Here is a 12,692-nt window from a genome sequence, read left to right on the forward strand (position 1 = left end):
AACTGCGATCATAGCGGTCATTTTTAAGCACAGCATCGGAGTAACGGTATTCATGGCAGAGAAAACGGCCGCAGACACGCCTCGTAGTAACTTTATTCGTCAAATTATTGACCAAGACCTTGCTTCAGGTAAGCATCAAAGCGTGCACACGCGTTTCCCGCCGGAGCCGAATGGCTTTTTGCACATTGGCCACGCGAAATCCATCGTGCTTAATTTTGGTATCGCGCAAGACTACCAAGGTAGCTGTAACCTTCGTTTTGACGACACCAACCCATTGAAAGAAAAAGTGGACTACGTGAACTCCATTCAAGCCGATGTGCAATGGCTGGGGTACACGTGGGAAGGCAAGCCACGTTATTCGTCAGACTACTTTGACCGTTTGCATGGCTATGCGGTTGAACTAATTGAGAAGGGCTTAGCTTATTGCGACTTTTCCAGCCAAGAACAAATGCGCGAAATGCGTGGCACCTTGAAAGAGCCGGGCACTAATAGCCCATACCGCGATACCGCTGTGGAAGAAAACCTGAAAATATTTGCCGACATGACCGCCGGTAAATATCAAGAAGGTGAGGTGTGTTTGCGCGCGAAAATAGACATGAGCTCGCCGTTTATGTGTATGCGAGACCCAGTTATTTATCGGGTACGCTTTGCGCATCACCATCAAACGGGCGACAAGTGGTGCGTGTACCCAATGTATGACTTTACGCATTGTATTTCGGATGCCATTGAAGGTATTACGCACTCATTGTGTACCCTTGAGTTTCAAGATAACCGCCGTTTGTATGACTGGGTACTTGATAACATCAGCATTGACTGCCATCCGCAGCAAATTGAGTTTTCGCGGTTAAATCTGCAATACACGGTTATGAGTAAGCGCAAGCTAAACATGCTGGTTGAAGAAGGCAAAGTCAGCGGCTGGGACGACCCACGCATGCCGACCATTGCTGGTATTCGCCGTCGTGGTTATACGCCGTCTTCTATTCGTGAGTTTTGTCATCGTATTGGTGTGACCAAAATGGACAACCAAGTTGAGATGAGCATGCTCGAGGCTTGTATTCGTGACGAGTTGAACCAGAAAGCGCCGCGCGCAATGGCAGTTATTGACCCAGTGCGTTTGGTGATTGAAAATTACCCGGCGGCACACGAAGAGCAGCTTGATGCACCTAATCATCCGAATGACGACAGCATGGGTGTGCGCCAAGTGCCATTTGCACGTGAAATTTTAATTGAGCGTGAAGACTTCCGTGAAGAAGCGAACAAAAAATACAAGCGCTTGGTGCTTGGCAAAGAAGTTCGCTTGCGTAATGCCTATGTAATTAAAGCAGAGCGCGTAGAAAAAGACGCGGCCGGCGAAATAACTACAATTTATTGCTCATATGACCCCGAAACCTTAGGCAAAGACCCAGCCGATGGTCGCAAGGTGAAAGGGGTGATTCATTGGGTTGCGGCTGAGCATGCCATCGCTGCAGAGTTTCGCTTGTATGACCGCTTATTCCAAGTGCCAAACCCTGGTGCAGAAGAAGACTTTTTTGCGACATTGAATCCGCAATCATTAGTGGTTAAGCACGGCTTTGTTGAGCCAAGCCTTGCGAACGCTCAGGCTGAACAAGCGTATCAGTTTGAACGTATTGGTTATTTCTGTGCTGACAGCAAAGATAGTCAGCCCGGTGCTCTGGTGTTTAACCAAACCGTTGGCTTGCGTGATACTTGGTCAGAAAACGATAATTAAATTGCCGAAGCTTAAAAGGCATAAAAAAGCGGCGCGATGATTGACTCATCGCGCCGCTTTTTTTAATTGGCTTGTTTAACTAGCCTTTTAACTCGCTGTGAAAACGACTTAGTCGATATCCGTCTGGTTATTTTCGCAAGTATCGGGTGACTTGCATTCGCCATACAAATACAAACTGTGATTGGTCAAGCGAATATTGTTCGCTTCAGCAACGTCTAGCTGACGGCGTTCAATCACGTCATCTTCAAACTCAAATACGTGGCCGCAGGTTAAACACACCAAGTGGTCATGGTGGTCTTTCGCGCTCAGTTCGAATACAGAACGGCCACCTTCAAAATGGTGACGACTCACAATGCCGGCATCGTCGAATTGGTTGAGCACGCGATAAACCGTCGCTAAACCAATCTCTTCATTTTTTTCGAGCAGAATTTTGTACACGTCTTCCGCACTAATGTGCTGGTTCGCCGGGTTTTTCAAAATCTCTAGAATTTTGATCCGCGGTGAGGTGACTTTTAACCCTGCTTTTTTTAATTGTAATTCGTCTTTGCTGCTCATGAATCTCTTCGCTATGCGTTTTCGGTTAGCCTAATTGGTCTAAGCCCATTTCGTCGCGAATTTGTGCACACCATTGTTGTACGCGTTCCTTCGTCAGCTCGGGTTGGCGATCTTCATCAATACCTAAACCAACAAAATGCGTGTCGTCAACTAATGCGCGTGATGCTTCAAATTCGTAGCCTTCGGTTGACCAGTGACCAATAATAATGCCACCGCGTGCTTCAACGATATCACGTACGGTACCCATGGCATCTAGAAAGTACTCTGCATAATCTTCTTGGTCACCGCAACCAAAAATTGCGATTAGCTTATTATTGAAATCAATCTCTTCAAGCTCTGGGAAAAAGTCATCCCAGTCGCACTGAGCTTCGCCGTAATACCACGTTGGAATACCAAACATGAGTAAGTCATACGACGCGATGTCTTCTTTGCTTGATTTTGCGATATCAAAGACATCAATAAGTTGTTTGCCCAACTCTTTTTGAATCATTTGTGCAACAGCTTCAGTGTTTCCAGTGTCGCTACCGAAAAATATACCTACACTTGCCATAGAATCGTACTACCCGCTTGAAAATTAAACCGCTTGAAAATTAAAGACCCGCTTCCCAGAATGCTTGAATAATGCCTTTTGCAATAAAGCCGGCACACCCTAGAAACAAAACTAACCATACAAACCAACGACCAAACTTGGGTACTTCGCCTTTGTTTAAGACGTCTTGAATAGCTAACCCAATAAGCACAAATAAAAACGCAATGGCAAAATTGGTACCTAAGGTTTCAATCAATTCATAATGTTCTGACAGCATAACAGTAACACCTGATCATTGGTTATTTTGAATTTATTTGAAATCAAAAAAAGAACGCAGAGTATAGCACGCAAGCGCCCTAGGTGCGAGAATGATTCTCAACAAATGAGCGCGCCAGCCGATTGAAAACCCGTGGCTTTTCTGCGTGTAGCCAATGCCCCGTGCCCTCAATGATTTTCATGTCAATATCACGAAAGCGTTCACGAATAGCGCTTTCGTGTTCGCTTTGTAAATAATTCGAGTCGCCACCTTTAATAAACAAAATAGGCCCGTCGTATTGCCCAGAGCGAACCGCGCCAGAAATTTCGCCATAACACTGGCTTAAAGTGTCTAAATTTAATCGCCAGCTGTAGCCATTGTCGTCGCGCCGTAAATTTTTCAACAAAAACTGACGCACGCCTTTGGTTTCGATAAATTTGGCCAATTGCTTGTCTGCGTCAGTACGTGTCTTTACTTGGCCTAGATCAAGCTGCTGCAGGGCATCGAGAATGTGCCGATGCTTCGGGTCATAAGCCACCGGTGCTATGTCTGCGGCAATGACACTTAAAGCGCGTTCAGGGTAGGTTAGCGCGAACTCCATGGCTATTTTTCCGCCCATGGAATGACCAACAATATGAGCTTGTTCAACGCCAATGTCATCAAGTGTTGCGGCTAGGTCTTGGGCCATGTCGCGGTAATTCATATGGTCACTATGAAACGAATCACCGTGATTGCGCGCATCCACTAATACCACCTGATAATCCTCGCTTAAGTCGCGGCCTAAGCCTTTGAGATTATCCAAATCGCCAAATAATCCATGTAACAAAACCACGGGCTGACCGTGGCCGATAACTTCATAATTAAGAATCTGTGCTGTACTCATGTTGAATTCCTGTACCCGAGCGTATGCTTGGGTATAATAGCGCGTAACGAAAAGTCAAACTAGAAGTGAACGGGTAATGACCAAACGCATTGATATTGACGACGAATTGTATCGCTTTATTGCGAGTCACACACAACATATTGGTGAGAGTGCCTCGGCAATTTTACGGCGCTTGCTGAATTTACCAGCAGCTGAGCAAGCAACAGGGCAACCGGTACTGGCCATGCCAGAGGCAGAACCTTCGGCAAACCCAAGTAATGACGACAGCGCAACAGCAGGGCAGCAAGACCTTACCGGGCGAACCGTATTTGACGTGATGACTCGGGCTGATTTAGCTGGCCAGCGCAGCATTGTTGCGCGCTTTTTGTATATTTTGAGCATGTTGTACAAATGTCACGCCAAAAATTTCGACGCTGTGCTGCAAATTAGTGGCCGAGACCGGCAGTACTTCGCGACCAGCGAAGCCGAGTTAGAAGCAACCGGAACCAGCACCAACCCGAAACAAATACCTGACGCGCCGTATTTTGTGGTGACTAATAACAATACCACTCGTAAAAAATCGATGCTGACACAAGTAGCTATGGAACTTGGCTATTCTCAGGAACAAGCAGAAAAAATTAGGGACTTTTTATGATGGCATTGCATCCGCGCGCCGGACAACCGGCACAAGCTAGTGACTTAACCAATATTGCACAACTTGTGAGTGCTTATTTTGTCAACGAAGTAGACCCACGGAATCCCAAGCAACAGGTCAAGTTTGGCACTTCCGGGCACCGTGGTTGCGCGTTAGATAATTCGTTTAACGAAGCCCATATTTTGGCTATTAGCCAAGCGTTGGTGCGTTACCGAGAAGAGCAGGGCATTACGGGGCCATTGTTATTGGGCCGTGACACGCACGCGTTGTCTGAGTCGGCTTACATGACGGCGCTAGAAGTATTTATTGGCAACGGTATTGAGGTTCACATTCAAACCGACGATGGCTACACGCCAACCCCAGTGATTAGTCATGCTATTTTGCGTTACAACAAGGGCCGCAGTGAAGGGCTTTGTGACGGAGTGGTGATTACCCCGTCGCACAATCCGCCAAGTGACGGCGGGTTTAAATACAACCCTCCGCACGGTGGTCCGGCGGACACCGATGCCACAAAAACCATTGAGAAATATGCCAATGCGCTGTTGTCATCTGAGCTACTGGGCGTTGAGGCAGTGTCTTATGCCGAAGCGCGGGCAAGCAAGCTACTTAAGCAGGTAGATTGGCGCAAAGACTATATCGAAAGCTTAAGCGACGTCATTGATATGCAAGCCATTGCCGACGCTAAGCTACGCATTGGTGTCGACGCCATGGGCGGTGCAGGTGCTAGTTATTGGGCCCAAATTGCAGCGCATTACGGTTTAAATATGACGGTTCTGAATGCCGATGTTGATGCCAGTTTCCGTTTTATGAGCTTAGACAAAGACGGCAAAATTCGCATGGACTGTTCATCGCCATACGCCATGGCCAGTTTGTTGCAGTTGAAACAAGACTACGATATTGCTGTCGGTAATGACCCTGACTATGACCGCCACGGCATTGTTACGCCAACCCATGGCTTAATGAATCCAAACCATTACCTGGCGGTAGCCATTGATTATTTGTGCCAACACCGTAACTGGGCACCTGAATTAGCCATTGGCAAAACCTTGGTTTCTAGTGCCATGATTGACCGCGTGGTAGCTAAACATCAGCGTACCTTGCGTGAAATGCCGGTAGGTTTTAAATGGTTTGCGCAAGAGCTGCACGCAGCTACCACTGCGTTTGGCGGCGAAGAAAGTGCGGGCGCTAGCTTTTTAGACCGCCAAGGGCAACCTTGGTCAACCGACAAAGACGGTATTATTTTGGCGTTATTAGCTGCAGAAATTCGCGCCAAAACGGGTAAGAACCCAAGCCAATATTACGATGAGTTATGCGCCGAGCATGGCACCGCTTATTATCAGCGTATTGATGTGGCCTCGTCGGCAGAATTAAACGCTGGGTTTGCTGGTATTCGCGCTTATAAACTACAGCTGAGCGAATTGGCGGGCGATGAAGTGACGGCTGTCATGACCAAAGCGCCAGCTAATGATGCACTGATTGGTGGTGTGAAAGTTACCACCGCGAATGGCTGGTTTGCAGCTCGCCCATCAGGTACTGAGCCGGTATACAAAATTTATTGTGAGAGCTTTGTCAGCCAAGAGCACTTAACGCAGCTAGCTGAACAAGCGCAGCAACTTGTGAATAGCTGGATACAAGCCTAACGGCTTGTATCCGCGGTATTTTGTTCATCAAGCTCTTGCTGTAGTTCAAGCTCTTCTTCCATGTGCGCCTGCTCGTCGGCAAGTGTGGTTAATAGCTCATCAGAGGTTTGCGTAGGGGCCAACATGGCATAGGCGCTCGCTGATTGGTCGTCGGCTTTCTTGCGTTGGGTAACGCGAAATAGCGAATAACCGCAGACTATGAAGGTTAACGCCATAATTAATAGAAAGAAGTAATTCACCGCGCCAAACTGCATTAGTGCAGCAACAGCTGGCGCACCTATAATAGAGCCAATACCACCCACTTTAATAATTGCCCCGGTGGCACCAACCATTTGGTCTTTTTCAAGGTAGTCGTTGGTGTGGGCCATTCCCAATGAGTACAGGGGAAGGGCACAGGCACCGAATAAACCGACACATAAATAAATCATCCAAGCTACAGAAGCATCCAGCTGCGATAAAACAAAAGCCATGATGCCGGCTGTACCCGCGCATCCAGCCATAATAATACGACGATCGATACGATCGGAAAGTAAGCCAATAGGCGCTTGCGCTAACATACCGCCCAGTATAAATGCGGCCATAAACAAACTTACTTGGGCCACTGATAAGCCGATATAAGTGGCGTACATGGGCCCAATACCATAAAACATGGCGTAGCAAGCCTGCATAATAAATGCGTTGACCATACCAAGAGGAACTACTTTTAATAAACTACGAATAGGAACTTTCTTAGGTTCGTGGGTAGTGGGTTCAACGGTTACGCTAATTAGAATAGGAATAAGTGCTAAGTTGATCAGCAGCGCCACCAAAGCAAAAGCCACAAACCCAGCGGGATCAGTAATACCGAGAACCAACTGACCGGCTACCAAGCCGCCATAAATAAGTACTAAGTAAATCGACAGTAGGGTACCGCGGTTTTTGTTATCGGCCATGGTATTGAGCCAGCTTTCAACAATGACGAATATAGCCGAAATAGCAAAGCCGGTAAGAAAGCGCATGACAAACCACACTGTGGGGTCTATCCAAATGGCCTGGATAAGAATTGACGCAGCAGCAAGGGCAGCAAGGCCACCAAAAGCCCGAATATAACCAACACGGCGAATATCTTTCGGGGCCCGCGTGGTGCCGAACAAAAAACCAATAAAGTAGGCCGACATAATAATACCGGTAGTCAGCGTACCGAAGTTTTCTATGGTGGCGCGCAAACTTAACAAGGTACTTGTCATGCCCGTGCAAATACCGATAAGCGTAATACTTGTCAGTAGTGAACTGATAGCGCGTAATTGTTGCTTGAGCATGATGAGAAGTCCTTGTGTTGCTTCGCGAAGTTTAGCATGGAGTGAAAAAATCTTAAACGCCCAGAGGTTATCCACAGCTTGTTACTTGCCCCCTTGGCAGCAGCTGTTTATGATGGGCACAAGATGTTGTTTTGAGGTAGCTATGCGAACCCTATTTTTTGCTATTTTGCTGTCTGTTTTATGCTGCGCAACTACCGCCAAAGCCGCGGTAGAGCTGAAACAAATGTACCAAGCGCGTGTGCCCGTGGCGAGCCAAGCTGCGGCAGATCGTGATGCGGCGTTACAAGAGGCACTGCAGCGTACATTTATGCGAGTATCAGGTGACGATAGCTTGTTAGAACACCAAGAAGTGCGATTAGCATTGCAAAATGTACGTAATTTTGTGCAGCAGTATGGCTATCAACAAGGCGACGACGAGCTTATATTGTGGGTGCAATTTGACCAACCACAGGTTGATCGAACCATTCAAAGCGCCGGCTCAGGTATCTGGAGCAACCTTCGTCCCGAACTTCTGTTTTGGCTGGTGTTGGAAGATGAACGTTTACAGCGTTCAATTATTGGTACTGCGGACATCGAGCCTTTAGTTGGCCAACTTCGCGAACAAGCACAAATTCGCGGGTTACCGGTAAAGCTACCGTTGTTAGATCTGAATGATTCCATGAGTTTATCAGTGTTAGATTTATGGGCTCGATTTGACGATCGCATTGACTTTGCTAGCAGTCGCTATGACGCAGATGGTGTGGTGGTGGCTCGAATTTATCAGTCTGACAGGGCCGTAACAGACCAAGCTTGGACGCTTGATTGGACTCTAAAATTAGCGGATATGCGTTGGCGTGGTGAAGTTAGCGCCGATGAACGTGCTGATTTAGGGGCTAAACTTATTGCCGATATTTCGAAGCAGTTATCTTACCGTTATCGTATTAGTGCCAATGCCGAAGCTGCCGGGCTATGGCGTATAAATATTGTTAACTTGCCCTCAGTAACAGACGTGTTACAAGCTGAGCAGCGCCTTAACTCGGTACCTTCGGTAAATAGAGTGCAGCTAATCAGTTATGGTGAACATCAAGCGACGTTTGAGCTGTACATTCAAACGGAAACACAGCAGATTATGCGCGCTCTTGATATATCCAAGCAATTTGAACCCGTAAATCAGCAGCAACGAGATTCCTTTGCGACGCCTGTTTATCGTTGGAGACAACCTTGAGTGCAATAGCTCAGCTACCTTTGGCAATACAATTGCCAGACGATGAAACCTTTGCCACATTTGAGGCGGGAGCTAACACCGAGTTACTTGCTGTATTTAAGCAACAGCAGCACGGTTTGGTCTATTTGTGGGGGCGTCAAGGGGTCGGTAAAAGTCATTTACTCCATGCTATGTGTGCTAATACCGAACAAGCCGTGATGTATTTACCACTCGGTGAACTAAAAGACAGCATTCAACCACAAGTATTACAAGGGCTTGAGCAATATTCACTGTTGTGTTTGGATGACATTGACGCCGTAGTCGGTGATAGCCAATGGTGTTATGAGTTATTTGCGTTGTTTAATCGTGTGCGTGACTTAAACCAAGGTTTGCTGGTTATTACCGCCCAGCATGCGCCGGCGGCACTTGATGTCGCTGTTGCTGATGTGCATTCGCGTTTGCAGTGGGGCTTAACGTTACAAGTTAAACCACTCAATGATGACCACAAGGTAGCTGCTTTGCAGGCGCGAGCGAAAAATTTAGGCTTAAGCTTAAGTGAAGAAACCGCACAATTTATGGTCCAGCGATTAGGGCGCGATATGCGCAGTTTGATGCGCTGTCTGACTAAGCTTGATCGCGCCTCTATTGCCGCAAAACGTCGCTTGACGATTCCCTTTGTGAAAGACGTACTTGCTATTTAATCTTGGTCTTTTAGTTTCTTTAGGCCTAAACCCAAGGCGCGGCCTTGACGTCGAGCATACCAAGTACAACCTACAAACGCGCCTGTTGTAAGCACCAATTCAGCAATAGCGAAACCGCGCTCTGCCGGCGCAACATAAAGCATCGTTAAGCTATGCAGGTAATACCACATTAAAACGAAATTGGTCCAAGCATAGGTATAGGGCTTGCCGCGCAATAGTCCTGGTAGCGGAAACAACAGTGGTAATACCCACAAAACCAAACGAAATGTGAGGCTAAATTCGCTATCGCTTTGGCACCAAACTTGCCAAATGAGCATTAGTGCCAAAAGACCAAGATAGCTGGCCAAGGCTAAAAAACGTAGTTGACTAGTTTGTTGGTCAGCGGCTTTTAATGTATTCATATCTTTCCTTGCTGTTGCAAAGGTTTTAGTGCCGAGGCGGCATAAGTCACGCGTTTGCCCAAAGCGACGGCGGCTTGATATTCATGCTCACTCAGTGTGCTTTGTTGCTGGTGAGATACATGGCTTGCACCATAAGGAGAGCCGCCAGACTGGGTTTGCTGTATTGCTGGCTCGGTGTAGGGAATACCACAGAGCATCATACCGTGGTGCAGCAAAGGCACGCCCATGGCCAATAAAGTTGACTCTTGACCACTGTGCATACTACTGCCCGAGGTAAATACTGCCGCGGGCTTGCCTTGCAATTGGCCTTTGAGCCAGACCGAACTTGTGCGTTCCCAAAATTGTTGTAATGCGCTTGCCATATGACCAAAGCGCACAGGACTCCCCATCACCAAACCGTCACAGGGGCCTAGTTCATCAGGTTCTAGCGCTAGATCGCGTGCACTCGCCGGCTCTCCCGCCGCGGCAACGGTACGTAGTAACGCATCGCCGCCCGCTTGCGTAATGCCGGTGGCGATGGCATCAGCGAGTTTTTGAGTTCCGCCGTTACGGCTGTAATACAGAACAATAATTTGCGGGCGCATTTAGTCAAGTAACTCAAGCACAGCTTCTGGTGGACGACCTAAACGTGCTTGATCACCAACAACCACAATAGGGCGTTCAATGAGCTTAGGTTCACTTGCCATAGCTTCTAACAACGCCGACTCATCAGTCACCTCTGCCAAATTTTGCGCTTTATATGCATCTTCTTTCGAGCGCATCAGTTCTCGCGCAGAAATAAACCCAAGTTGTTTTACCAAGGTTTTTAATTCTGGCACACTAGGTGGTGTTTTAAGGTACTCAACAACCTGCGGCTCAATGCCGTTTTGTTCGAGCAACTGCAATGTTTGGCGGCTTTTTGAGCAGCGTGGGTTATGATAGATCGTGACCTGAGCCATAGCTTAAAATCCTCGAGTTCGTAAACTGTCATAGCTTAAGGGAAAGTGTATGCGTTGTCGATTTTTGCCCGTAATTTTAGCGCTAAGTGTGGGGCTTTTAAGCGCTTGCCAGCCAGCTAGCGATTTTCAAACCGATGAACGTGGTGGCTTAGCATGGCAGCAATTAAAAGGCCAATATGTTGTGGTGAATTATTTTGCTGAGTGGTGTGCTCCATGTTTGCGTGAGTTGCCTGAGCTGAACGAATTTCATCACTTATATGGTGATCAAGTGACGCTACTAGGGGTTAGCTTTGATGGCTTAAATAATGAAGAGCTTGCTGCGCTAAAGCAAAAGTACAATATAGAATTTACCCTAATTCAGAATGAACCGGCGCCTAATTTACCATTTGCAATGCCTAACGCCTTACCTGCTACCTATATTGTTACACCAGAAGGCGAAGTGAAGGGTCCGCTGCTAGGTGAGCAGACCCTACAAAGTTTAGCCGCGGCTACCGGAGCTGATACTCTCGAGTAAAGATTTTTGTGCCATAAGTTGCTCAATACGCGCCTGCAAGCGGCGTTTTTCAATCTCGATACCCGTTTGCTTGTGGGCTTTATGTAAATGCTCAATAGCCTGGTCAAAAGCGCCATATAAAGCTGCCGACTCGGCCATAACGCCATGCATGGCACTCATATCACCACTTAAACGATATGCTTTGGCTAATAGGTCAAGAGCCAATATGTGGTCGTTTTCGCGTTGCAAATATTCACGTAACAACGAAATGGCTAGGCTATATTGTTTCGCTTCAATAGCGACGTTGGCAAAATTAATCGTGATGGTTTGTTCATTGGGTTGGCGTATATAGGCTTTTTCAAGCAACGCAAGAGCTTCCTCGTAACGCTGACTCGCCAACAAAATGTCACTTTGAACATCAAGGTAGAACGTGTTGTAAGGTTGCGCAGTTATTAATGGCTTAAGTATATGCTCGGCTTCAGCATGGCGTTGATTATCCAGCATGAATATGGCTAACCCGTAGCGAGCAGCGCGTACGCGCTCAGTCGGCAAGTTAGGGTCGCTCATTTCTTGTCGCAACGTGCTTTCGGTTAGCGTTTGTGTATAACGTACTTGCACGCGGTACTTGGCCAATAAGAAAGTGCTTTCGTCGCGCGGCGCAATACGGGGCAATAGCGCTGTGCGTGCCCGCATTTCCGACAGCCGGCTTTCGCTATATGGGTGGGTTAACAAAAATTCCGGAGGCCGCGACATATAACGAAATTTTTCGGTTAACCGACTAAAAAAGTCAACTGCGCCTTGCGGGTCAAATCCAGCACGTCTTAATATATCAAAACCAACACGGTCGGCTTCTTGTTCAAACTGCCGGGTATAGTTAATTTGCATTTGCTGGCCGCCAGCAATGGTTCCGCTTAGTGCGGCCATACCAAGTTGCGGGTTAATCACTGATAATATGATCGAGCCTAATACCGCAGCCATCATGGTTGGTGAGTTATTCGACATACGCTCCATATTACGGACAATATGCCGCTGTGAAACGTGAGCCACTTCATGCGCAAGTACTGATGCAAACTCAGACTCGGTTCGCGCTTCAGTGATTAAGCCGGTGTGCATGCCGACATAGCCGCCAAAAAACGCGAATGCGTTGATATCTTTCTGATTAATCCAGAAAAACGTAAAAGGAAATTTAACACCTTCAGCTTCGCGCACAATACGTGAGCCAATATCTTGAATGTATTCGTCTAAAACGGGGTCGTGTACCATAGGGGCCATGGCCCGTAATTGGCGCATATACATGTCGCCAAAAATTTGTTCGCGCTCGATGGTCATCACCGAAGCGCCCGCAGTACCAATTTCTGGTAAGCGTTCCTGTGCCAATGAGGCTGCTGAGTAGCTTACGCCAATGGCTAAGCCGAGAGCTGAAATTGTTGAAAGTAACTGCTTCATTATTTG

The 12,692-nt window shown here is 47.3% G+C and carries 15 protein-coding genes; 6 read left to right on the forward strand and 9 right to left on the reverse strand.

Features of this window, described 5'->3' with window-relative positions:
* The first annotated feature begins 52 nt into the window (after positions 1 to 52).
* Complete coding sequence (gene glnS / locus ASC40_RS05450; RefSeq protein WP_055438765.1) at positions 53 to 1,729, forward strand: glutamine--tRNA ligase; 1,677 nt, start codon at positions 53 to 55, stop codon at positions 1,727 to 1,729.
* Between the two features lie 108 nt (positions 1,730 to 1,837).
* Here the strand turns inward: glnS and fur are convergent, their stop codons facing one another.
* From fur to ASC40_RS05470, 4 genes are all read right to left on the reverse strand, one after another.
* Positions 1,838 to 2,284, reverse strand: coding sequence for a ferric iron uptake transcriptional regulator (fur, locus tag ASC40_RS05455; protein ID WP_055438766.1), 447 nt, complete (start codon positions 2,282 to 2,284; stop codon positions 1,838 to 1,840).
* A gap of 25 nt (positions 2,285 to 2,309) precedes the next feature.
* Positions 2,310 to 2,834, reverse strand: a complete 525-nt coding sequence (gene fldA / locus ASC40_RS05460) for a flavodoxin FldA (RefSeq protein ID WP_055438767.1) — start codon at positions 2,832 to 2,834, stop codon at positions 2,310 to 2,312.
* Between the two features lie 40 nt (positions 2,835 to 2,874).
* Entirely contained in the window at positions 2,875 to 3,090 is a 216-nt protein-coding gene (locus ASC40_RS05465; protein WP_055438768.1) for a DUF2788 domain-containing protein, read from the reverse strand.
* A gap of 79 nt (positions 3,091 to 3,169) precedes the next feature.
* Entirely contained in the window at positions 3,170 to 3,952 is a 783-nt protein-coding gene (locus tag ASC40_RS05470; RefSeq protein ID WP_055438769.1) for an alpha/beta fold hydrolase, read from the reverse strand.
* A 76-nt stretch (positions 3,953 to 4,028) separates the two neighbouring features.
* On the opposite strand from ASC40_RS05470, the gene seqA reads away from it, so the two are divergent.
* On the forward strand, positions 4,029 to 4,586 hold the full coding sequence (gene seqA, locus ASC40_RS05475; RefSeq protein WP_055438770.1) for a replication initiation negative regulator SeqA: 558 nt from the start codon (positions 4,029 to 4,031) through the stop codon (positions 4,584 to 4,586).
* Entirely contained in the window at positions 4,586 to 6,226 is a 1,641-nt protein-coding gene (gene pgm, locus ASC40_RS05480) for a phosphoglucomutase (alpha-D-glucose-1,6-bisphosphate-dependent) (RefSeq protein ID WP_055438850.1), read from the forward strand. Before seqA ends, pgm begins: the two co-directional genes overlap by 1 nt.
* Here the strand turns inward: pgm and ASC40_RS05485 are convergent.
* Positions 6,223 to 7,524 carry an MFS transporter gene (locus tag ASC40_RS05485; protein WP_055438771.1) on the reverse strand — a complete coding sequence of 434 codons (1,302 nt, stop codon included), beginning with the start codon at positions 7,522 to 7,524 and terminating at the stop codon, positions 6,223 to 6,225. The two genes, pgm and ASC40_RS05485, sit on opposite strands and share 4 nt — an antisense overlap.
* A gap of 142 nt (positions 7,525 to 7,666) precedes the next feature.
* On the opposite strand from ASC40_RS05485, the gene ASC40_RS05490 reads away from it, so the two are divergent.
* Both ASC40_RS05490 and hda read left to right on the forward strand, forming a co-directional pair.
* Entirely contained in the window at positions 7,667 to 8,728 is a 1,062-nt protein-coding gene (locus tag ASC40_RS05490; protein WP_055438772.1) for a DUF2066 domain-containing protein, read from the forward strand.
* Positions 8,725 to 9,408: a DnaA regulatory inactivator Hda gene (gene hda / locus ASC40_RS05495; RefSeq protein WP_055438773.1), complete on the forward strand. Its 684-nt coding sequence runs from the start codon at positions 8,725 to 8,727 to the stop codon at positions 9,406 to 9,408. The genes ASC40_RS05490 and hda overlap by 4 nt, the downstream gene beginning before the upstream one ends.
* Here hda and ASC40_RS05500 read toward each other — a convergent pair.
* From ASC40_RS05500 to arsC, 3 genes are read right to left on the reverse strand one after another with little or no spacing between them, the layout of a single operon-like run.
* Positions 9,405 to 9,809 carry a DUF2069 domain-containing protein gene (locus ASC40_RS05500; RefSeq protein WP_055438774.1) on the reverse strand — a complete coding sequence of 135 codons (405 nt, stop codon included), beginning with the start codon at positions 9,807 to 9,809 and terminating at the stop codon, positions 9,405 to 9,407. The genes hda and ASC40_RS05500 overlap by 4 nt on opposite strands.
* Positions 9,806 to 10,393 carry a flavodoxin family protein gene (locus ASC40_RS05505; protein WP_055438775.1) on the reverse strand — a complete coding sequence of 196 codons (588 nt, stop codon included), beginning with the start codon at positions 10,391 to 10,393 and terminating at the stop codon, positions 9,806 to 9,808. Before ASC40_RS05505 ends, ASC40_RS05500 begins: the two co-directional genes overlap by 4 nt.
* Complete coding sequence (arsC, locus tag ASC40_RS05510) at positions 10,394 to 10,747, reverse strand: arsenate reductase (glutaredoxin) (protein ID WP_055438776.1); 354 nt, start codon at positions 10,745 to 10,747, stop codon at positions 10,394 to 10,396.
* Between the two features lie 49 nt (positions 10,748 to 10,796).
* On the opposite strand from arsC, the gene ASC40_RS05515 reads away from it, so the two are divergent.
* Entirely contained in the window at positions 10,797 to 11,261 is a 465-nt protein-coding gene (locus ASC40_RS05515; protein WP_055438777.1) for a TlpA family protein disulfide reductase, read from the forward strand.
* Here the strand turns inward: ASC40_RS05515 and bepA are convergent.
* Positions 11,226 to 12,686: a beta-barrel assembly-enhancing protease gene (bepA, locus tag ASC40_RS05520; protein ID WP_055438778.1), complete on the reverse strand. Its 1,461-nt coding sequence runs from the start codon at positions 12,684 to 12,686 to the stop codon at positions 11,226 to 11,228. The genes ASC40_RS05515 and bepA overlap by 36 nt on opposite strands.
* Positions 12,687 to 12,692: the final 6 nt, after the last annotated feature.

Source organism: Pseudidiomarina woesei (assembly GCF_001418345.1).
Taxonomy (GTDB): Bacteria; Pseudomonadota; Gammaproteobacteria; order Enterobacterales; family Alteromonadaceae; genus Pseudidiomarina; species Pseudidiomarina woesei.